General features: G+C 61.4%; 18 protein-coding genes and 1 tRNA gene. 6 read left to right on the forward strand and 13 right to left on the reverse strand.

Features of this window, described 5'->3' with window-relative positions:
- Position 1: 1 nt before the first annotated feature.
- Genes xseB through ispG form a run of 5 tightly spaced genes read right to left on the reverse strand, consistent with a single transcriptional unit; the run spans position 2 to position 5,657 of the window.
- A complete protein-coding gene (gene xseB / locus HMPREF1022_RS02140; RefSeq protein ID WP_008684238.1) occupies positions 2 to 265 on the reverse strand; it encodes an exodeoxyribonuclease VII small subunit in 264 nt (87 codons plus the stop codon).
- Positions 262 to 1,272, reverse strand: a complete 1,011-nt coding sequence (locus tag HMPREF1022_RS02145; protein WP_009301662.1) for a M23 family metallopeptidase — start codon at positions 1,270 to 1,272, stop codon at positions 262 to 264. The genes xseB and HMPREF1022_RS02145 overlap by 4 nt, the downstream gene beginning before the upstream one ends.
- The gene (gene xseA / locus HMPREF1022_RS02150; protein ID WP_008684242.1) at positions 1,269 to 2,759 is read right to left on the reverse strand and encodes an exodeoxyribonuclease VII large subunit; all 1,491 of its coding nucleotides are present in this window, start codon (positions 2,757 to 2,759) and stop codon (positions 1,269 to 1,271) included. Before xseA ends, HMPREF1022_RS02145 begins: the two co-directional genes overlap by 4 nt.
- A gap of 32 nt (positions 2,760 to 2,791) precedes the next feature.
- On the reverse strand, positions 2,792 to 4,534 hold the full coding sequence (locus HMPREF1022_RS02155; RefSeq protein WP_009301664.1) for a proline--tRNA ligase: 1,743 nt from the start codon (positions 4,532 to 4,534) through the stop codon (positions 2,792 to 2,794).
- A 46-nt stretch (positions 4,535 to 4,580) separates the two neighbouring features.
- Positions 4,581 to 5,657 (reverse strand): flavodoxin-dependent (E)-4-hydroxy-3-methylbut-2-enyl-diphosphate synthase, encoded by a 1,077-nt coding sequence (ispG, locus tag HMPREF1022_RS02160; protein WP_008684246.1) that lies wholly within the window; start codon positions 5,655 to 5,657, stop codon positions 4,581 to 4,583.
- A 220-nt stretch (positions 5,658 to 5,877) separates the two neighbouring features.
- Here ispG and HMPREF1022_RS02165 point away from each other — a divergent pair, with 220 nt between their 5' ends.
- From HMPREF1022_RS02165 to HMPREF1022_RS02185, 5 genes are all read left to right on the forward strand, one after another.
- Positions 5,878 to 6,567, forward strand: a complete 690-nt coding sequence (locus HMPREF1022_RS02165; protein WP_008684248.1) for a FlgO family outer membrane protein — start codon at positions 5,878 to 5,880, stop codon at positions 6,565 to 6,567.
- Positions 6,568 to 6,580: 13 nt separating this feature from the next.
- On the forward strand, positions 6,581 to 6,883 hold the full coding sequence (locus HMPREF1022_RS02170; protein WP_008684251.1) for a hypothetical protein: 303 nt from the start codon (positions 6,581 to 6,583) through the stop codon (positions 6,881 to 6,883).
- Between the two features lie 8 nt (positions 6,884 to 6,891).
- Entirely contained in the window at positions 6,892 to 7,500 is a 609-nt protein-coding gene (locus HMPREF1022_RS02175) for a FlgO family outer membrane protein (protein WP_009301666.1), read from the forward strand.
- Between the two features lie 252 nt (positions 7,501 to 7,752).
- Positions 7,753 to 8,853: a redox-regulated ATPase YchF gene (gene ychF, locus HMPREF1022_RS02180; RefSeq protein WP_008684255.1), complete on the forward strand. Its 1,101-nt coding sequence runs from the start codon at positions 7,753 to 7,755 to the stop codon at positions 8,851 to 8,853.
- 153 nt (positions 8,854 to 9,006) lie between these two features.
- Positions 9,007 to 9,570: a flavodoxin family protein gene (locus HMPREF1022_RS02185; RefSeq protein WP_009301670.1), complete on the forward strand. Its 564-nt coding sequence runs from the start codon at positions 9,007 to 9,009 to the stop codon at positions 9,568 to 9,570.
- Between the two features lie 311 nt (positions 9,571 to 9,881).
- On the opposite strand, the gene HMPREF1022_RS02190 is transcribed toward HMPREF1022_RS02185, so the two are convergent.
- The 5 genes from HMPREF1022_RS02190 to HMPREF1022_RS02210 all read right to left on the reverse strand — a co-directional run bounded on the left by HMPREF1022_RS02190 (position 9,882) and on the right by HMPREF1022_RS02210 (position 16,416).
- Complete coding sequence (locus HMPREF1022_RS02190) at positions 9,882 to 11,909, reverse strand: methyl-accepting chemotaxis protein (protein ID WP_008684259.1); 2,028 nt, start codon at positions 11,907 to 11,909, stop codon at positions 9,882 to 9,884.
- Between the two features lie 717 nt (positions 11,910 to 12,626).
- A complete protein-coding gene (locus tag HMPREF1022_RS02195) occupies positions 12,627 to 13,370 on the reverse strand; it encodes an RNA methyltransferase (protein WP_008684261.1) in 744 nt (247 codons plus the stop codon).
- Between the two features lie 7 nt (positions 13,371 to 13,377).
- The gene (locus HMPREF1022_RS02200) at positions 13,378 to 13,986 is read right to left on the reverse strand and encodes a DUF456 domain-containing protein (RefSeq protein ID WP_009301673.1); all 609 of its coding nucleotides are present in this window, start codon (positions 13,984 to 13,986) and stop codon (positions 13,378 to 13,380) included.
- Positions 13,987 to 13,998: 12 nt separating this feature from the next.
- Positions 13,999 to 15,297 carry a phenylacetate--CoA ligase family protein gene (locus tag HMPREF1022_RS02205; RefSeq protein WP_008684264.1) on the reverse strand — a complete coding sequence of 433 codons (1,299 nt, stop codon included), beginning with the start codon at positions 15,295 to 15,297 and terminating at the stop codon, positions 13,999 to 14,001.
- A gap of 60 nt (positions 15,298 to 15,357) precedes the next feature.
- On the reverse strand, positions 15,358 to 16,416 hold the full coding sequence (locus HMPREF1022_RS02210; protein WP_008684267.1) for a DUF1786 domain-containing protein: 1,059 nt from the start codon (positions 16,414 to 16,416) through the stop codon (positions 15,358 to 15,360).
- 126 nt (positions 16,417 to 16,542) lie between these two features.
- On the opposite strand from HMPREF1022_RS02210, the gene HMPREF1022_RS02215 reads away from it, so the two are divergent.
- Positions 16,543 to 16,627 (forward strand) — tRNA-Leu (locus tag HMPREF1022_RS02215).
- 128 nt (positions 16,628 to 16,755) lie between these two features.
- Here the strand turns inward: HMPREF1022_RS02215 and HMPREF1022_RS02220 are convergent.
- From HMPREF1022_RS02220 to HMPREF1022_RS02230, 3 genes are all read right to left on the reverse strand, one after another.
- Positions 16,756 to 18,348 (reverse strand): bifunctional metallophosphatase/5'-nucleotidase, encoded by a 1,593-nt coding sequence (locus HMPREF1022_RS02220; RefSeq protein ID WP_009301676.1) that lies wholly within the window; start codon positions 18,346 to 18,348, stop codon positions 16,756 to 16,758.
- Between the two features lie 237 nt (positions 18,349 to 18,585).
- A complete protein-coding gene (locus tag HMPREF1022_RS02225) occupies positions 18,586 to 18,852 on the reverse strand; it encodes a DksA/TraR family C4-type zinc finger protein (RefSeq protein WP_009301678.1) in 267 nt (88 codons plus the stop codon).
- Between the two features lie 141 nt (positions 18,853 to 18,993).
- Positions 18,994 to 19,653, reverse strand: coding sequence for a Crp/Fnr family transcriptional regulator (locus HMPREF1022_RS02230; RefSeq protein ID WP_009301680.1), 660 nt, complete (start codon positions 19,651 to 19,653; stop codon positions 18,994 to 18,996).
- Positions 19,654 to 19,725 lie beyond the last annotated feature (72 nt).

The raw sequence follows: 19,725 nt of genomic DNA on the forward strand, positions 1-19,725 counted from the left end.
GCTATTCCGCCTCCTGCGGCCCTTGGCCGCGTGCTGTACTCCCTGCCTCATCCGGATTCAGAGATTTCAGCTCGCCGTCCTGCCAGAGGGAGAGTTCATGGCGAGCTTTTTCCAATTGTTCACGGCAAAAACGTGAACATGCCGCGCCTTCCTTGTACAGGGCCATGCCCTCTTCCAGCGGAAGGTCGCCGGATTCCAGGGCGCTGACAATTTCCTGCAAGCGGGCCATTTTTTTCTCGAAAAGATTTTCTTTCTTGGGGCTCATTGGGCCTGACTCCCGGAATTAGCCGAATTGGCGGACGGAAGGCGCTGGACGCCGGAAACGCCGGGCAGACCGTGGGCGGTCCGGGCCGAATCAGCTCCGGCCGGGACGTATGACGCGGCAAGAAAAGGCTGCGGGTCCACGGACTGGCCCTGCACAATGAGCGAGAGATGCAGATGCGGCCCCGTCACCCGTCCGGTGGCCCCCACCAGGCCGATGATCTGGCCCTTGCGCACGCGCTCGCCGGGCCGGACTTTGGCTTCGGACATATGCAGATACGAGCTGAAAACGCCCTCACCGTGGTTGATGTACACCACATTGCCGGAAAAATACAGGTTGTCCACCAGAGCCACCTGACCGTCGGCGCAGGCCTGAATGGGCGAACCCTGCGCCCCGCGCAGATCCAGACCGCGATGCACGCTGCGCGGCTGGCCGTTGAACACCCGTTTCATGCCGAACAGGCTGGACACTCCACCCGGAACGGGTCGCGCCAAGGGCACTGTCCAGAGGCGCTCAGGCAGGGGCTGGGCCAGAGCCTGGCGCACTTTTTCGCGGTCATTTTTGATCCGGGCCAGCTGCGAAGCAGGCGGATTGACATATTTTTTGTCCACCGTGAGTTTCTGCACCGGCCGGTCTTTGTCATAGAGGGCCAGGCTGGTTTGCGCCGTCGGCGCTGCGCTTTTGGCCTTTTTCACCTCGGGCACGGCAGCCACGCCCAGTTCCAGACCGGCGGCCTTTTCATCCAGGGGCACGGGCAACAGGATCACTGCCCGCCACTGGCCGCTGTTTTGGCTGTCAGCCTGCGCGGTAGCCGTGAAGGTCTTGCCCATCCAATGAAAAACAAAGTGCCGGACCGGCTGGTCGCTGATGGCTTGCGCCAGAAAGGCGTCGCCCCTGGCCGCCTTTTCAGGCGCTTCCAGGCGCACTCCGGCCAGAACCGGAACACTGAACAGAAGGCAGGCCGAGAGCAGCGCCAGACGGCGCACGGCCCGGGTCAACAGAGTTTTCATTCTTTTTCCTCACCGAATTGCGCTTCTTCCGGGCTGACACTCCTGACCACAGCGGCCAGACGACCGTCGGCCAGGCGCACTTCAATATCCCGGCCGGGAGCTGTCTGCCCCACCGAGCGCAAAATATCGCCCCGCGCCGTGCGCACCAAGGCGTAACCCCGGTGCAGCGGAGCCGACGGATCATTGGCTGCCAGTGCCGCCTCCAGGCTTTCCAGACGGCGGGACCGGTTCTCCAGCCATGCGTCGCTCACTGCTCGCAAACGATTTCCCGCCAGGGCCAGCATATGTTCCGCATCGCTCAAGCGGCGCGGCAGGGCCATTCCCAGGGCTGCATGCAACAAGGCAAGATGCGCTTGGCGCACGTCCAGTTTCTCCGGGGTCAGCGCGGCCCTGCGGGCCAGTTCCAGGCGTTCCCAGACGCGGCCCTTGTCCGCGAACCATTGCCGGACAGCGCGTTGCAAAGCCAGGGAAAGGCGCGCCACCTGCTCAGACAAGCGGGCCTGGTGGCGCGCGGGCGAAAACCAGCGCAGGGCGTTTTCCCGCTCCCGCAACAACAATTCCGCGCGTTCAAGGCGGCCGGCAGCGGCCCGCCGCAAAGCGGCACACGCCTCGTCCAGGCGTTGCCGAAGTTCCGCGCGCAAAGGCCAGAGCAGTTGCGCCGCATGGGAGGGCGTGGCCGCGCGCAGGTCGGCGGTCAAATCCGCCAGGGTCACATCCACCTCATGGCCGACACCCGCCAGTACGGGCAGCCGGGAGTGAAAAACAGCTTCGGCCACGGCCTCCTCATTGAAGGCCCAGAGATCTTCCAGCGAGCCGCCGCCCCGGATCAGTACAATGACCTGGGCCCAGCCCTGGGCATTGATCTCGTCCAAGGCCCGGATGATTTCCGGAGCGGCTTCCTCGCCCTGCACCGACGCGGGGAAAAGGCGTATCTCCGCGCCGCAACCCCGATTCTGGGCCAGCTCCAGAAAATCGTGGATGGCCGCGCCGCTGGGCGAGGTGATCAAGGCCACCCGTTGCGGATTCCAGGGCAGGGGGCGCTTGCGTTCCTGAGTGAAATACCCGGCTTCCGCCAGTTTGCGCTTGCGCTCCTCAAAGGCCTGGGCCAGCAGACCCTGGCCCGTGGGCTGCACCAGTTCCACCAGCAGTTGGTACTGGCCGCGCGGGGCATAGACGCTGATCCGCCCGGCGCAGAGCAGATCCAGGCCGTTGCGCAACAATTCCAACGGCGAGGGCCGGGGCGTATCAAAAACCTCGCCGGTGAGTGGGTCAAAGGCCTGCCCTTGCTCGGCCTGGCGCTGCTGCCCCCGGAACCAGACGCACTGCAACTGGGCGTCCTGATCCTTGAGGCTGAAGTAAATATGCCCGGAGCCTGGGCGTGAGAGGTTGCTCACCTCGCCGCGTACCCAGACAAAGGGAAAGCGCCCCTCCAGGCTTCTGCGCAACTGTTCCGTGAGGGCACGGACCGTCAGTATGCCGTCCTGCATAGGTCTCTGGCCGCAGCCGGTCCCGTGCGGGATCAGGCCTGCTGCGTCTCCCAGCCGCGCCGCACCCCCGCAGCCCATTGGGAGAAATCCTCCTCAATGACGCCCGCGGAAAGTTCGCCTTTTTCGCCGCTGCGGCGGTCCTTGCATTCCACAATGCCGCGCGCGAGCCCCTTGCCGCCCACCACGAGCTGCATGGGCGCGCCCAGGAGGTCCGCATCCTTGAATTTGACGCCCGGCCGTTCCTCCCGGTCGTCCAGCAGCACGTCCACGCCCATATCCCGCAGCATGGCGTAGATCTCCTCGGCTTTGGCCGTGACTTCGGCATTGCGGGGGTCGAGGTTGAGCAGGATGCACTCAAACGGGGCCACCGGCGGCGGAAAGACAATGCCGTTCTCGTCATGGTTCTGTTCTATGGCGGCGGCGGCCACGCGGGACACGCCGATGCCGTAGCAACCCATGATCATAAGCTTTTCCTTGCCGTTCTCGTCCAGGAAGGCCGCGTGCATGGATTCGCTGTACTTGAGGCCGAGCATGAAGATGTGCCCCACCTCAATGCCCTTGGTCAGCTCGATGCGGCCGCCGCAACGCGGGCAGACATCTTCCGGCGTGATGGCGCGCAGATCCGCCCAAGCCGTGATCGCCGCGTCGCGGCGCAAATCCACATGCCTGAAATGGGCGTCCGCCGCGTTGGCTCCGGTGACGTAATCCGTGGATCCCTGCAATTCCAGGTCGGCGTAAACGGGCACATCCAGGCCCACCGGCCCGGCAAAGCCCACCGGCGCATGGGTCAGAGCCTCCACCGTGGCGGCACCGGCCAGTTCCACTTCCTGGGCCTTGAGCAGATTCTTGAGCTTGATGTCGTTGACCTCACGGTCGCCGCGCACCAGGACGGCCACGGGCTTGCCGTCCACGCTGAAAAGCATGGTTTTGACCACAGCCTTGGCCGGAACCCGCAACATGGCCGCCACTTCCTCCACGCTGTGCGCGCCGGGGGTATCGACTTTTTCATAGTCCGGGCAGGCGCCCGCGCAAGCCTCTGTGCAGGCCTCGCCCTTCCAGACCACTTCGGCCCGCTCCACATTGGCGGCGTAATCGCAGTCATGGCAGAAGGCGATGGTATCCTCACCGGTATCGGCCAGGACCATGAATTCGTGGGAGAAATTGCCGCCGATGGAGCCGGTGTCCGCTTCCACGGCCCGGAATTTGAGGCCCAGGCGCTTGAATATGCGGGTATAGGCGTCGTACATCAGCTTATAGCTTTCTTCAGCCCCGGCGATGTCCGCGTCAAAGGAATAGCCGTCCTTCATCATGAACTCACGCCCGCGCATCAGGCCGAAGCGGGGCCGGATCTCGTCGCGGAATTTGCTCTGGATCTGGTAGAGCCGCACGGGCAGCTGCCGGTAGGAGCGCACTTCGCCGCGCACCAGGTCGGTGATCACTTCCTCATGGGTGGGGCCCAGGCAGTAGTCGCGTTCGTTGCGGTCCTTGAAGCGCAGCAGTTCCTTGCCGTAATGCTCCCAACGGCCCGTCTCCTTCCAGAGATCGGCGGGCTGGACCATGGGCATAAGCAATTCCTGAAAGCCGGAGGCATTGATTTCCTCGCGCACTACCCTGGCGATTTTGTCAATGATCTTAAGCCCCAGCGGCAGATAGATGTACAGGCCGGAAGTGAGCCTGCGCACCATGCCCGCGCGCAGCAGAAGTTTGTGGCTGACCACCTCGGCGTCGGCCGGGGATTCCTTGAGGGTGGGAATGTAACAGGAGCTGAAGCGCATGGATATTGCTTCCTTGCTATTGAGGTTTGCCGCCGCGCGCAGGGCGTCAGGCGGGCTGCCCCTTTTCGTTGAGCAGCGTTTGCAATTCTTCCATAAAGGCCGCCAGCAGGGCTTCCTGGCCCTTGACCGAGCGGATGACCTCGCCTTTGCGGAAAATTATGCCCTTGTCGCGGCCTCCGGCCAGGCCCAGATCCGCTTCGCGGGCTTCGCCGGGGCCGTTGACAACACAGCCCATGACCGCCACCTTGATGTCGGCTGTGGACTGGGCCAGACGTTCCTCCACGGCGCGGGCCAAGGCGAAGAGATCGATTTCCGTACGGCCGCAGGTGGGGCAGGAAATGATTTCCGGCCCGCGCGAGCGCAGGCCCAGAGCGCGCAGAATTTCCCAGGCCACGGTGACCTCCTCCGCAGGGTCCGCAGTGAGCGAAACCCGCAGGGTGTCGCCGATGCCTTCGTGCAGCAGGATGCCCAGGCCCACAGAGGATTTGACCGTGCCGCGCAGCAGGCCGCCAGCCTCTGTGACGCCGATATGCAAGGGATAGTCGCAAGTCTCGTGCAACAGACGGTAGGACGCGATGGTGTCCAGCACGGAAGAGGACTTGAGCGAAATCTTGGTGTCGTAAAAGCCGCGCCGCTCCAGCAGGCGCACATGCCCCAGCGCGCTTTGCACCAGGGCCTCGGGGCAGGAGCCGCCGTATTGCTTGAGCAGCGGCTTTTCCAATGAGCCGGAATTGACGCCGATGCGGATCACTGCCTTATGTGCTTTGGCCGCGTCCACCACTTTGTCCACGTGCTCGCTGGGGCCGATATTGCCGGGATTGATGCGCAGGCCTTCCACGCCCGCCTCCAGGGCGGCGACAGCCAGCCGGTAGTCGAAGTGGATATCCGCGATGAGCGGCAAAGGCGTGCCCGCGCGGATGGCGCGCAGAGCCCCGGCGGCGGCTTCGTCCGGCACGGCCAGGCGCACGGCCTCGCAGCCCCTGGCGGCTAAGCGCTCAATCTGGGCCAGGGTGGCGTCCACGTCGCGAGTGTCCGTATTGGTCATGCTCTGGACCATGACCGGCGCGCCGCCGCCGACAACCAGGCCGCCCAGCCGGATGGCGCGGGTTTTCGTGATACGCATGTTCTGTCCCCCACCGCGAAAATTGCGGGCAACGGCGCGAACCGCCGTCCTTACCCCAACTCCGCACTGAGGCGTTCTTGTATGCTATTTCGGGACACAAGCCAAGCCTTCACCTGGAACGCGTTTTGCATAAATTTCATGAACCGGCCGGAACATTCCACACTTTTTCCAAAAGCACACTCAAGTTCGCGACCGGGCCGACGATAAGAAGGATATCACCATGATTGAGGTTGCCATGCACGGTCTGTTGCGCCTTTTCCTGTTCTGCGCGCTTCTGCTGCCGCTTCTGTCCGGCTGCAAAAGTACGCCCACACCCAATGATCCCGCCTATGTGGACGCGGTGGAAGTGAAGCTCAAATGCCGTGAACTGGCCGATCAGATGCTGGCCACCATGCCCAACGACGCCTTGCAGGGTTTTGTGGCCATGCCCACTTCCTTTGTGGACCAGAACAACACGTCGCGCTCTTCGCCGCTGGGCAGGCTCATGGGCGAAGCCCTGTTTTACGAATTCAACCAGCGCGGCTTTCCCACGCGGGAATACCGCCTGACCGGCCATATTTCCGTGGAAGGCGGCCGCGACGACCTGGCTCTGGCCGCCAATCAGATTGTGCCCACCAAGGGCCAGAAATGGGCCGCTCTGGTGGTGGGCACCTATTATGTGGATAAGGATGCCACCTTCGTCAACGCGCGCCTGGTACGGGCCAGCGATGGTCTGGTACTGCGCACGGGCCAGCTTGTGCTGGTCAATACGCCGATTATCGCGCGGATGGGCAAAACCGATCCCGCGCCTGCGGCGGCCAAGCCCGCTGCCGCGACGGCGCAAAATGAACGTCGCGGCCTGTATCCTTCGTTGTATACTCCGGCCAGTTCCATCAGCAGCGGCAGCATTCCCATCAAACAAGGCAAATAATGCCGGAAACGCCATGCGACATCTGTTTCTTTTTTCTTTCGCGGTATGGCTGGCGGCCTGCCCGCCCGCAGTGGCCCTGGGGCAAAATCTCTCGGCCTATGACAGCCCGCCCCAAGGCGCATCTTCCTTCGGCCAGGGGCCGGACATCAGCGCCACCTATCTGGAAGAGGCCCGTGAATATCGCAAGCAGGGGCGCTACGAGCTGGCCCGCCAGTCTTACGCCCAGGCCCTGTCCACCTGCCGGAGCAATGCCGGTCTGGACATCATCAAGCGCGAACTGGCCGGTGTTGAACTTTTATTGCGCACCATGCGTTGAGGTTTGTCATGAGCCGTTTTCTTGTGATCATTCTGGTGCTCGCTGCCCTGCTCTTTCCTCTGACGGCCGCGGCTGTCGGCACGGTGCCCGGAGCCGCCAACAACATTGCCGAGCAGTTGGACGATCAGCTGATGATGCGTTATGCGGGCGACGATCCCGGCACGAGCAAAAAACAGCGCCAGGCCCTGGCCCGCGCCCAGATCATGATCATGGGCACCACTCCGGCCAATATCAACAATCTTGAAGCGGCCTCTCCCCTGGCCCGCCAGATGACCGAGGAAATTTCGCGCTGGCTGGTCAATGCGGGCTATCGCTATCAGGAATTGCGCAAGGGCAGCTATATTCGCTTTGACAAGCGCACGGGCGAGCTGATCCTGACCCGCGACGTGCGCAAGCTCGCCAGCACCCTGGGTACCGGCCAGGCGATCCTGGCGGGTACCTATGTGGTCAGCGGCGAGCAGGTGCGCTTCAGCATGAGCCTGATCCACACCACCAGTAACGAAGTGCTGGCCAAGGGCACGGCCACGGTGCCCATTACCGATGATCTGCTGCCCCTGCTGGAAGATCTGCCCGCGGGCAGCGGCAAGGTGCCCACAGTTTACACCCGGTTGCAGTAGAGCCCGGTGTCGCGCCAAGCGACACATGTCGCAAACCCGTAAGGGGTTGCGCGCCGCAGGCGGCGCAAGCACAAAAAAACTCGCTTTTTGTTGTGCGATCTTCACGCCGAACCGACAGGTGCAGCGTGACATCTCATTGGGCTTCGCTTGCCTCCGGCGCGCTTTGCGACTATATAAACCCCGCCTCCGGCCCGTCCGGAAGCGGGGTTTCCGCGTATGCCGGTATGCCCCAGCACAACGCAAGGAGTCGCCATGTCGCTCAGCATCGGCATCGTGGGCCTGCCCAACGTGGGCAAGTCCACCCTGTTCAACGCCCTGACCAAGGCACAGAACGCCCAGGCCGCCAATTATCCTTTCTGCACCATTGAGCCCAACAAGGCCACTGTTGCCGTGCCGGACAAGCGCGTGGACGCGCTCACAGCCAAGGCCAAACCGCAGAAGACCATTCATGCCAGCGTGGATTTCATCGATATCGCCGGTCTGGTGCGCGGCGCCAGCAAGGGCGAGGGCCTGGGCAATCAGTTTCTGGCAACCATCCGTGAATGCGCGGCCATCGTGGAGGTGGTGCGCTGTTTTGAGGATGAGAACATCACCCATGTGGACGGCAACGTGAATCCCCTGCGCGATGTGGAAACCATTGAGACGGAACTCTTGCTGGCCGATTTGCAAAGCGTGGAAAAGCGCCTGGAAAAACTGCAAAAAATGGCTAAAGGCAGCAAGGACGCCAAAACCGCCGCTGAATTGATGCAGGGCCTGCTGGCTCATCTGAACGAGGGCAAGCCCGCCGCCGCTTTTGCCCTGCCGGATAATGAAACCTTTCTGGCTTCCTGGCGGGAGCTGGGCCTGATCACGGCCAAGCCCGTGATATACTGCGCCAATGTGGACGAAGCCGCCGTGGCCGACGGCAATGCCTATGTGGATGAAGTGCGCGCCCTGGCCGCTGAGCGCAAAGCGGGCTTTGCCTGCATCTGCGCCAAACTTGAAGAAGAACTTCAAGGGTTGCCCGAGGATGAGCAGGCGGAAATGCTGACCTCTTACGGCATTGAAGAAAGCGGTCTGGTGCGGATCATCCGCACCGGCTACGCCACGTTGGGACTGTGCAGCTATTTTACCGCCGGGCCCGACGAGGTGCGCGCCTGGACCATCCACCAGGGCTGGAAAGCCCCTCAAGCCGCCGGTGTGATCCATACGGATTTTGAACGCGGCTTCATCCGGGCCGAGGTCATTTCCTTCGAGGACTACATGAGCCACGAAAGCGAGGCCGCCTGCCGCGCCGACGGCGTGCTGCGGGTGGAAGGCAAGGATTACGTGGTGCGGGACGGCGACGTGATGCACTTCCTGTTCAACGTTTAACGCATATTGCGCTTGAGATTTCCGCTTGGCGGCGGGCAAAACCCGCCTACGAAAATCTCGCGGGCCTTGTTTCACTCCGTTTCACAAGGCCGAGCATTGTAACAGTACGGGCTAATTTCATTGTGAAATGCTCTAATCTCCACGAGGGTACACATGCGCTTGGCGGCGTTCAACGGCAGTTCCCGCAAGAACGGCAATACCCGGATATTGCTGGAAATTATCTGCGATGAAGCCCATAAGGCGGGCATTGACAGCGAAATTATTTCCCTGTCCGACTTTCCCCTGCGCGGTTGTCTGGGCTGTTTCGCCTGCAAGGGGCAGGCACGCTGCACAGCCATTGATGACGGTTTCAATGACTGCTTTGCCGAAATGCGTGAGGCCGACGGCATCGTGCTCGGTTCGCCCGTATACTCGGCGGATGTCTCCGCGCTCATGAAGGCTTTTCTGGAGCGTGCCGGAATGGTCTGCGCGTCCAATCCCGGCTTGCTCCGGCGCAAGGCGGGTGCGGCCGTGGCCGCTGTGCGCCGCGCCGGTGGCCTGAACACCATTGACAGCATGAATCATTTTCTACTGAACAAGGAAGTGGTCCTGGCCGGTTCCACCTACTGGAACATGGTCTACGGCAAGGACCCCGGCGACGTGCGCCGCGATGAGGAAGGCATGCGCAACATGCGCAATCTCGGCGAAAACCTGGCCTGGCTCATGCGGCGGCTGTAAGCATTTCTTCCCGTTTCGCTAGGAGCTGTTTCTAAATTGTCCTTTCGGCCCTCTGCCTGTGTCAGGCTCGCCCCGTGCGAAGGTCGAATATGTTGAATATACTCCCTCCGCCCAGGACTCGCCTTGCTTTAGCCGTAGGCGACGCTCGCTTTGCTCACGAACGGCTAAAGGCACCTCGGCTTCAGGCGCGGGCGTCCGCTCTCGCGGCCGCCAGGGCATTTCAACATTTTCAAAGTTGAAAAGCTCTAAATCAGACATGAAAAAACCGGCCCAAGGGCCGGTTTTTTCATGTGCCATAATACCTAGGAAACTTAGGCGTTCTTCATTTGCTCAATGAGCGAGACCAGTTCCCGGGAACGCCGCCGCAGGGATTCCAGGCCCTTGGCCGCCTCCCGCATGGCTTCGGAGGTGGTGGATGTAATCTCATTGACCTCGGTGATGGATTTGGTGATTTCCTCACTGGTGGCGGACTGCTCCTCGCTGGCTGTGGCGATGGTGCGCACATCATCGGCGGTGTGCTCCACCATCTCCAAGATTTCGTTGAGAGATTCGCCGGATTTATTGGAGAATTCCGTGGCCTTGGCGATATTCTGCACGGCCTGCTCCACCTGATGCGCGCTCTGTTCCGCGCTTTCCTGAATGGCCTTGATGGCGTTGCCCACCTCAGTGGTGGAGGTCATGGTTTTTTCCGCCAATTTGCGGACCTCATCCGCCACCACTGCGAAGCCGCGCCCGGCATCTCCGGCACGGGCCGCCTCAATGGCCGCGTTGAGAGCCAGAAGATTGGTCTGGTCCGCGATATCCGAAATAACGCTCATGATCTGGCTAATGGCTCTGGCATGCTCATCCAGCCTGACCATATCTTCCCTGAGCGCCAGAGACTGACTCTGCACTTCCTGAATTCCGGCAACGGACTGGGTGACTACGGCGGTGCCGTCCGTGGCTTTTTGTCGAGCGGAGGTGGAAACGTCCGCTGCGAGCCCGGCGTTTTTTGCCACTTCCAACACTGCGGAGTTCATCTCCTCCATGGCCGTGGCTGTTTCGGCCAGGCGGGACGCGGCATGGCTCAGTGCTTCGTCGGACTGTTCCACTTGGACGGCAATGTTGTTGATGGCCTCGTTCAGCTTTTCCACCACGCCTTCAATCTGGCCCGCTGCACTGATCATGCCGTCGCGCTTGGCCTGTTCCGCCTGCTGCTGAGCAAGGCGGGCTTCTTCCATGGCGCCGGCGGCCTCTTCAGCCTTCTTTCGGGCTTCTTCGGCCTTTTCCCCGGCCTCCAGCATCAGATTGTCCTGCTTTTTTACCATAGCGCGCAGGGCATCGGCCAATTCGCCCATGTCGTCACGACTGTGCACGTCCAGCGCGGCATCCTTTTTGCCACCGGCCACGTCCAGCACATAGCGGGTGATTTTCCGCACCGGCGCGCTGACCCGCAGGCCGATCATCACGGAAAGGAGCAGTTGCACTGCCAGCAAAGCCGCAGCCACCCACGAGGCAGTGACCACGGCCTTGTTTTCAAGCTCCATCAGCTTGTTAAGAGGCATGCCCACAAACCACATGCCCGCGATAGTCCCGTCCGCCGCCTTCACCGGCCAATAGGCGGATTTGTATTCAACGCCGAGGATATTATTCTGCGCAAAGCACAGCTCACCACGCTGTAAAACCGCTTCCACTATCTCCGGGGATTGCAGCTTAGTGCCCACGACCCGTTTGCCGTCCTTCATAATCGTGGTCATGGCGCGGGTATCGCCCTTGAAGATGGTCACATCCATGCCGCTCAGCTTCTTGAGCCAGTCCAGATAGGGCGGCGTCACCAGGGAGGTGCCGATGGACAGCGTGCCCACCAGTCTGCCTTCGTACAGAATGGGCTGGCTGGCGCGGATGGTGAAGGGCACAACCGTTCCGGCCACAATAGCCACCGAAGGCGTGCCCTGCAGGGCCTTGACCACGGTTTCCTGATTCAGGACGCTGTCCTGCCATTTTTTCGAATGGCCCCGGCCCACGACAATGCCTTTGTCGTCCGTGACGGTCATGAAGTCGGAGCCGGCTTCCTTCATGGCTTCCGCCGAAAGCAGCATGACCTGCTCATGGTCGCGGGCAAGCACGGCGCGGGCAAGATTTTGCTCATGGGACATAAGCATGGCGCTTTGCGCGAAACGCGTGGCCGTAAGCTCGTTGGCGGTCTGGATGACGTTCTGCATCCGCCGGATATTCCCGTCCAACTCCTCTTCCACGGGTTCTTTCATGAAATGAATGGAAACAAAGAGCACCACAGCGCAGCATGTAATCAGTGCCCCGAAGAGCGAACCTACATATTTATGCGTCAAGGTCAAACGCATCACATCCCCCTCTGCAATATAGAATATGTCAAAGCCCGATACTTGTTCCGCCGCCCGCACTCGCGACCCTCGACCCTGCGGACGGCGCGGTTCATCCTTCCCGCCAGGATTCCATATGCGTCCAGGGAAGCAATAGTGCGGATTTCATAACATATCCCCTTAAAAAATTTCAGCCGCCGATATACGCCGGACAAGGTGTGTGATATGCCTCGGCTCATACTTTCCAAGACATTACAGGAAGGAGCTTGCACCTTCAATCACAACCCATTAAAATCTTTATCGGCACACATAAAGAAATGCTTAGAGGATTGGACGTATTTATTGTGCCGAAAGCACAACAAAAACGGCAATTAGCCACGATATAATGGAAATGGCGAAATACAGGGACGAGGATAACGCGACAAGGCGTCGGGTTTGAGCAACCCGGTTAGAGCATTTCAACTTTGAAATGCTCTAACGCCGAACGCGGTGAGGCGCGCCGCAAAGACCGACCCGACGGGCGGCCCGTAGGGCCGTGCCTGTAGCCCAAAGGGCGTACAGGCATCGAGAGCAACGCGGCGTGGATTCCGGCAAAAAACGCGCTTTTTGCCGGAATGAACCCTTTGAAACGCAAAGCGTTTCAAAGATAATCTGCTCTAGAAAGATTTCAAGGTGAAACAGCTCCCGGCGAACGGCAACAGAGGGAACGTCAGCCGGTATGCCGGAAAGGGGAAAAGCTCAGCCCAGCTTGTGGCGCACCTGCCGACACAGGCCCATCAGCGCGTCATACTCGTGCCGCCTGAGCCCGGCACGACTGAACATGCGCCGCCAGGGCATCAGAAAGTAATCCGGATTATCGCCATGCAGATAATCCAGACCGAGCAGCATAGTCTTGAGTGCGTCCATAAGCCGCTCCTGTTCTTCAGCGGTAACCGCACGCCCGCCGCCGGATGTGCCGGCCTTTTCCGCGTCGGGAAACGCACGGACAGCACGTACGGCATTGGCGCATTCATAGAGCATAAGCAGCACGGCCTGGGCCAGGTTGAGAGAGCTGGCAGCCGCGTCGGTGGGAATGGTCACGAGACGCTGGCAATGGGTGATTTCTTCATTGTTCAGTCCCCGGTCTTCCGGGCCGAAGACAAGAGAAACTTTTTCATCGCGTGCCAAGGCTGCCGCCACTTCCCGCGCGGCCTGACCCGGCGCGAGCAGGGCCTGCCGCCAACCTCCCGTGCGGGCCGTGGTGCCCAGCACCAGACTGCTCTCGGCCACGGCCACAGCCAGATCGGGGCTCACTCGTACGCCGTCCAACAGGCTCTGCCCTTTGGGCGTAGCGAGAGGACCGGCCTTTTCCCGGTCCCAACGTTCCGGGTCCACCAGACGGATGGCCGGGCAACCCATATTGGCGCAAGCCCGCGCCGCCATGCCGATATTTTCGGGAAAACGGGTCTTGACTAAAACTATCTGCACGCCGTCCAGCAACATGGGTGCCTCAACAAAGATGGTGCAGCACGCTCAGCACCAGTTGGGCCGGACCGTCCAGGCTGTCCGGCGGCAAGGACGCGGGGACCGGTTTCGGCCAGATCCGGTGGGCGGTGAGCGCCAGCATGGCCCCGCCCGCGCCGCATTTGCAGACCGTGCCCAGAAAACGGCCCATCATGGCCCCAAAAGCCGCGTCCAGCGCTTCTTTCACAGGCCTGCCCTTGACGAGTTCCATAAGAAAGCAGCCGATCCAGGCGCCGGCCAACGCGCCGATCAGCGCGCCCAGGCCGAAAAAGAGCGGCGCCAGCAGAATGGCTCCGGCAATGGCCCCGACCATACCCGCGAAAGTGCCCGATGAACTGGAGCCGTAGCGCTTGGCCTTGAGGATCTGCATGCCCAGCTCCAGAGCCTCGCCGATCAGTGCCAGTCCCACCATCATGACCCAGAACCAGACATCCAGATTGGCCGCGCCGGGGTGGACCATTTTCCACAGAGCCACCAGACCCAGTACAATCCAGTTGGCAGGCAGGCCGAATACGTTCAGGAGCAGCACGAAACAGAGCAGCGTGACGAACGCACCGGCCAGCAGATAGGCAATGGGAAACGGCAGAAAATCCATGCCCCACGATTCCTATTTCTTGACCCGCATATCCTGCACGCGCACCGCCTTGCCTTCGGTACGGGGCAGGCTGTTGCTTTCCACCAGCTCCACCCTGGGCGTGACCAGAATTTCGTCGCGCAGGCGCTGGGCAATGACCTTTTGCAGGTTCTGCAGCGCTCGCATGTCTTCCACAAAGTATTCGTCGCGGACTTCAACCTGCACCCGCATCACGTCGCCGATGCCGTCGTTCTCCAGGAGAATCAGGTAGCTCTGCCCCACTTCCTTGAAGGTCATGATGACCTGCTCGATCTGCATGGGGTAGACGTTGACGCCCTTGATGATAAACATGTCATCGGCCCGGCCCAGGATGCGATCCATACGCCGGTGCGCGCGGCCGCAGGCGCATTCACCCGGCAGAAAGCGGGTCAGATCGCGCGTGCGGTAACGCAGAATGGGCATGCCCTGGCGGCAGAGGCTGGTCATGACCAACTCACCCACCTCGCCGTCCGGCACGGGCTCGCCGGTGTCCGGATCCACGATTTCGGGAATATAGGCGTCCTCCCAGATGTGCAGGCCGTTCTGCTCAAGGCATTCAAAGCCCACGCCCGGTCCGTTCATTTCCGAAAGGCCATAGGAATTGTAGGCCTTCATGTCGAAAAGTTCCTCAATGCGTTTGCGGAACTCCTCGGTATAGGGCTCCGCGCCCACCAGGGCGATACGCAGGGGAAAAGCGCGCGGGTCTTCGCCCATATTGCGCAGATGTTCGCCCAGAATCAGGGCATAAGAAGGCAGAATGTGGGCCACCGTGGTGCGGAAGTCTTTGGCCAGCTTGATCTGGCGGCGCGAGTTGCCCGGCCCGGCGGGAATGGTCATGCAGCCCAGGCGCTCCGCGCCGAAATGGATGCCCAGGCCGCCCGTAAACAAGCCGTAGCCCGACATATTCTGAAAGACGTCGTCCCGGCGCACGCCCACCATGTGCATACAGCGGGCCATGAGATCAGCCCAGGAGTTGATGTCGTTCTGGGTATGGCAGATAGCCACGGGCGTGCCCGTAGTGCCGCTGGAACAATGCATGCGCACGATTTCCGAGGGCGGCACGCACAACAGCCCTGTGGGATATTGGGAGCGCAGATCCTGCTTGCTGGTGAAGGGGATGCGTTGCAGATCGTCCAGGCTGCGAATGGAATCCGGGGTGACGCCCGCTTCGTCCAGGCGCTCGCGATAAAAGGCGCATTTGCGCGCCTGGGACAGCGTGGCCCGCAGACGCGTCAGCTGGGTTTTCGCGATACGTTCCCGGCTCCACAATTCCGCAGCGTCAAAAACTTCCATACCCTTCTCCTCGATTCATGGTCGCGCGCCCGTGCCGGAGCACACGCTGAAAATGCATGCTCAGGCGGCGGCATGGGCGTGCGCCCATCCCCAGAGCAAACCAAAACAACCGGCCAGCATCATATCGCCGTGCGGGGCCAGAAAACGCCCCTGCCCCTGGAGCATGGCGCGCCGGGGCCCCAGGATGAAGGTGGGCGCATAGCCGCCCGCCTCTTCGCAGAATGGCCCGAAGGCCGTGCCGTGCCCACCGCTGGCCTGCACCTCTTCGGAAGGCAGCCAGCTCAGCCGGAACTGCTTCAAATCCTCCAGCAGCTGCTCCAGATCGCGCATGCCGGTGTGATGCTCATAAATGCCGCGCACTTTTCCCTGATAGACTAAGGCCGCCACTGTATGGCTGTTGCCCGCGTTGATGATCGTAATGCCCTCCCGGAAACTGCGCGCCAGCACCTCCGGCTCGCACAACGCCCCCAGCAGGGCGCAAGCTCCGGTATCCGCCACCGGACCGCCGGTTTTTTCATGCAGTGTCAGCAAACGGGTCAGGGAAGACGGCGGCGCGGGATAAATCCAGGAAGCGGGATCGGCGGAAGTGGTCAGCAAAGCGCGCCAGGACTGCATCCGGCCCTGCCGGTTGCCGTAGGCGTGGTAGCCGTGGTCCTGCGCTCCGGCCAGCACCAGATGCGGCTGCGGCAGGCTGGAGAGGCGCAGCAGGCCGGCCCAGAATTCCGGCGCGTAGTCGGTCAGGAAAACGGGCACGCTGTTTTTCGGGCACTCCTCACAGAGCTCCACGCCCATGTTGCGCACCACATCCGCATTGTCATGGATGGCCTTGGCCGCGTCCGGCGTGGCAGTAGCGGACAAGCCTGCGGCCAGATGCTCCTTGAGAGCCTGGCCGAAGCCGCCGCCCATATTGCCGCCGTGCAGCCAGAGGCCGCGCCGCAAAAGGGTCAGTTCGCGGATACGTTGAGCCACCATGCGTGCCGGAGACGGCAGAACGAAACGGGGCCAGTTCTCATACTCCAGGCCGGGGCGGGCCAGCAAGGCGTCCTGGGTGCCGCTGCCGATATCCAGGCAGAGCACCGGACCGGTCTCGCGCAAAAAATGATGTATGGTCTCATCCATGGCCTGTCTCCCGTTCCAGCCTTGATACCCGCAAGCGGGCATGAGCGCAAGCCTTCGGCCCGAAAGTGAACGGTCCGCAAAAAATGCTTGCCAACAACCGCGACTTGATATAGACCAAAAACCCGTGCCGAGGTGGTGGAACTGGTAGACACGCTATCTTGAGGGGGTAGTGGCAATTGCTGTGCGGGTTCGAGTCCCGCCCTCGGCACCAGAATGTAAGCAAGGAATTGCGGCAATAAGCTGCAATTCCTTTTTTCTTTTGGAGGCGCGGGGTGAAGCCTGGCTCACCGGCGCGGAACAGCGTACGCCGCCTTCTTCGGAGCCTCGTTGGGCCCGGCGTTACTTGAGCCTGTTGATTCGTCCCGCCCGCAGTGCCTGCAAAGGCGAACGGGCCGCAATGTACGCGCCCACCACATCCACGTCCAAAGGGTCGGGCGCGGAAACCGTCGTGCCGGTTGTGAACATGGAATAACCGTCACCGCCTTTGGCGATATAGTCGGGCAGCACGACCTTATAGCGGCTGTCCTTTTTCAGCGGGCGGGCGACGCCGTTCCCATCAATCAGCTCCGCCGCGAAAAGACGCTGTCCGACGGGTCTGGCTGCGTCAAAGCTGTAGCGCAGCCCGGAGATCTGCAAGAGGCGGGGCCCCATGCCCTGTTCGCCGGAGACGCCGTGTTCCAGCGCGGCCAGCAAGCGGGCACCGTCGTATTCCCGAATAACCAGCGTATTGCCGAACGGCAGCACTGAGAGCAAATCCCCCCGCGTGATGCCGCCGTGCCTCAGGGGCGCACGCAGGCCTCCGCCGTTGGTGAGCGCCATCACCGCCCCGTGAGGCCGCCCGTAGTCCAGCATGGCGTCGGCCACAACCATGCCGGAAAGGCAATCCCCCTTGCGGCAGGCTTCCATGCCGTCGGCAAACTCCAGAACATTGCGGCCGAGAATCCGGGCGCGAAACGCTTCCAGCGGCTTCGCATACCCGACCAGCCGGGACTCCACGGCGGGATCAGGAATGACGGATTTTTCCAGACGCCTGGCCTCACCCTCCCAACGGAGGGGCACGCCCCGCGCATCAAAGGTCACCCGCAGATCGCCCAGGTATTCGGCGGCAAATTTGGCGGTTACGACCAGCACCGGCTGTCCGGAAGGAGCGTGTTCCACCACGGGATATGGTCCCACATCAGAACCAGGCCCCAGATAGCTGTGGGTATGGCCGCCCACAATCACGTCCACGCCGTCCACACTGCGGGCGAGCTCACGATCAACGGGAAGGCCCAGATGACTGATGAGCACGATATGCCGCACGTCCTGCTTTTGCAGTTCGCCGACAGCCTTTTTCAACGCCGCAGCACTCCCCATGAACCGGGTTTGCGGACAGGCAGCGGCCAGCGTGACGACATCGGGATTGGCCAGGCCGACGATGCCCACCTTGATCCCGCGCACATCGCGGATCACATAGGGTTTGACGGGCAGGCCGTACAGGGGACAGCCCGGCTGGGCGTCCAGATTGGCGGCCAGCACGGGGTAATGCAGCGCACCGACATATGCGGCCAGTTCGACGCATCCCTTGTCGAATTCATGATTGCCGAGGGTCATGGCGTCATACCCCAGCATATTGTCCAGTGCGGCAAGCATGGGCCAGCCGTTGACAGTAAAAAACAGCGTACCTTGGAACTGGTCTCCCGCATCAAACAGCAGCACGTTGTCGGCCTTGCGGCGTTCGGCTTGCGCCACGGCGGCGATGCGGCCCATGCCGCCCGTGCAGTCGCCGGATTGCAGACAGGCGTTGCCGTTCTCGTCCCGCCCTGCCACATAAGAATGGATGTCGTTGGTATGCAACAACACCAGATCAAGCGACGGCGCGGGCTGTTTTGCACAGCCGCACAGCAGCAGGACAATGAAAAAAAGGCGGCAAAGCGGATGCCGATCCGTCATAAGAATCCTCGTCAGCGCGGAAAGACGACAGTCGTGTTGAAGCCGGACGGTTGCGGCACAGGAATGTATCTCCCCGTGGGCTCCTTGCGCATGGCCATTTCAAAACCGCATGACCCGCGAACTTCACCAATAAAAGTTATTCTCCCTCTCTCAAGGACGGATTGCAAGAGGCCGCAGCCAACTGACTGCGGCCTCTTGCTGTGTAAAGGGCGCAATACTTTTAACGCCAGCCCATTCTTATCGCAACTGGCTGTCCTTGCTGCCCTTCCGGTTATACAGACGGACGGCTTGCTGTTCCCTGTCAGCCTCTTCCTGGCAATGCACGCACAGACGCACGCCGGGCAAAGCCTTACGGCGGGCTTCCGGGATCCTGTCGCCGCACTCTTCGCAATATTCCAGACTGACGCCCTGCGGCAGGCAGGCACGCGCCCGACGGATCTCGTCATTGATCGAATCCTGAATCTGGTCCTGAACGGCGCTGTCGCCGGCCCATCCCACAGCCATATCCGCCTCCATCGCGCTGTTTTCTTCTACGGCATACACCTAAAATTAAGGCTCTTCTTGTGCGCGGCAAGGTTGAAAAGAAGCGCTGATACGCGGTGCAGGCTGAAAAAGCACACCAGGATGTGAGGGCTTGTCTTCCGGTTACGAATTGACCAGGCGAAAAAATTCTTCGGGCCGTAGAATGGTGACGGCGTGCCGTTCAAAGGGCCCGAACAGGCCTTGCTCCTCTTGCTGGCGCAGCACCTTATAAAGCGTGATCCGGTGCACGCCCAGCAGACTCGCCATTTCTTGCCGGGAAATCCCGGGATCAGCGGTCAGGGGGTCACTGTCCGGCAGCAGGCGCCGGGCCAGAAATTTGCAGGTGCGTACCAGCACGTCATCCACATAGAGCGACGAGGCCTGGTTGGAAAGCGTGCGCAGCTTGCGGGCCATACTGTGCAGCAGATTGAGAGTCAGATCGGGCCGCGTGCGGCTCAAATGCTCTACGCAGTCTTTGGAAAAAGCGTAAACCACGCAGTCCATGGCGCAGATGTGCACACTGCCCCTGTCGTCTGCCATGGGATCAAACAACGGCGTTTCACCGAACAGACAGCCGTGGTTGATGTACCAGAGAATCTTTTCCGCGCCGTCCAGGGTAAAATGGGTCAGCCGCACCTGGCCCTTGTCCAGGAACAACAGCTCTCCGTGCGATTCAATGCAATGTCCCTTGCGCCAAATATAACGCACGGCGAGATCCAGGACAGAACGCCAGACAGCGTTCACGTCGCGTAATTCCGTAAAGCCCAGACATCGATTGCTCACCACTATTCTCCATACCCACATTTTTTCCGTAACGGCCAGTCGCCTCGTGCGGAGGGCGTCCGCCTTTATCAG

The organism is Desulfovibrio sp. 6_1_46AFAA, assembly GCF_000224635.1.
In the GTDB taxonomy this organism is placed as follows: Bacteria; Desulfobacterota; Desulfovibrionia; order Desulfovibrionales; family Desulfovibrionaceae; genus Desulfovibrio; species Desulfovibrio fairfieldensis.

What these genes read in the sequence shown, in the direction of transcription:
- xseB (WP_008684238.1), bottom strand. Translation starts at nt 265, where the DNA reads ATGAGCCCCAAGAAAGAAAATCTTTTCGAGAAAAAAATGGCCCGCTTG.
- HMPREF1022_RS02145 (WP_009301662.1), bottom strand. Translation starts at nt 1,272, where the DNA reads ATGAAAACTCTGTTGACCCGGGCCGTGCGCCGTCTGGCGCTGCTCTCG.
- xseA (WP_008684242.1), bottom strand. Translation starts at nt 2,759, where the DNA reads ATGCAGGACGGCATACTGACGGTCCGTGCCCTCACGGAACAGTTGCGC.
- HMPREF1022_RS02155 (WP_009301664.1), bottom strand. Translation starts at nt 4,534, where the DNA reads ATGCGCTTCAGCTCCTGTTACATTCCCACCCTCAAGGAATCCCCGGCC.
- ispG (WP_008684246.1), bottom strand. Translation starts at nt 5,657, where the DNA reads ATGCGTATCACGAAAACCCGCGCCATCCGGCTGGGCGGCCTGGTTGTC.
- HMPREF1022_RS02165 (WP_008684248.1), top strand. Translation starts at nt 5,878, where the DNA reads ATGATTGAGGTTGCCATGCACGGTCTGTTGCGCCTTTTCCTGTTCTGC.
- HMPREF1022_RS02170 (WP_008684251.1), top strand. Translation starts at nt 6,581, where the DNA reads ATGCGACATCTGTTTCTTTTTTCTTTCGCGGTATGGCTGGCGGCCTGC.
- HMPREF1022_RS02175 (WP_009301666.1), top strand. Translation starts at nt 6,892, where the DNA reads ATGAGCCGTTTTCTTGTGATCATTCTGGTGCTCGCTGCCCTGCTCTTT.
- ychF (WP_008684255.1), top strand. Translation starts at nt 7,753, where the DNA reads ATGTCGCTCAGCATCGGCATCGTGGGCCTGCCCAACGTGGGCAAGTCC.
- HMPREF1022_RS02185 (WP_009301670.1), top strand. Translation starts at nt 9,007, where the DNA reads ATGCGCTTGGCGGCGTTCAACGGCAGTTCCCGCAAGAACGGCAATACC.
- HMPREF1022_RS02190 (WP_008684259.1), bottom strand. Translation starts at nt 11,909, where the DNA reads ATGCGTTTGACCTTGACGCATAAATATGTAGGTTCGCTCTTCGGGGCA.
- HMPREF1022_RS02195 (WP_008684261.1), bottom strand. Translation starts at nt 13,370, where the DNA reads ATGTTGCTGGACGGCGTGCAGATAGTTTTAGTCAAGACCCGTTTTCCC.
- HMPREF1022_RS02200 (WP_009301673.1), bottom strand. Translation starts at nt 13,986, where the DNA reads ATGGATTTTCTGCCGTTTCCCATTGCCTATCTGCTGGCCGGTGCGTTC.
- HMPREF1022_RS02205 (WP_008684264.1), bottom strand. Translation starts at nt 15,297, where the DNA reads ATGGAAGTTTTTGACGCTGCGGAATTGTGGAGCCGGGAACGTATCGCG.
- HMPREF1022_RS02210 (WP_008684267.1), bottom strand. Translation starts at nt 16,416, where the DNA reads ATGGATGAGACCATACATCATTTTTTGCGCGAGACCGGTCCGGTGCTC.
- HMPREF1022_RS02220 (WP_009301676.1), bottom strand. Translation starts at nt 18,348, where the DNA reads ATGACGGATCGGCATCCGCTTTGCCGCCTTTTTTTCATTGTCCTGCTG.
- HMPREF1022_RS02225 (WP_009301678.1), bottom strand. Translation starts at nt 18,852, where the DNA reads ATGGCTGTGGGATGGGCCGGCGACAGCGCCGTTCAGGACCAGATTCAG.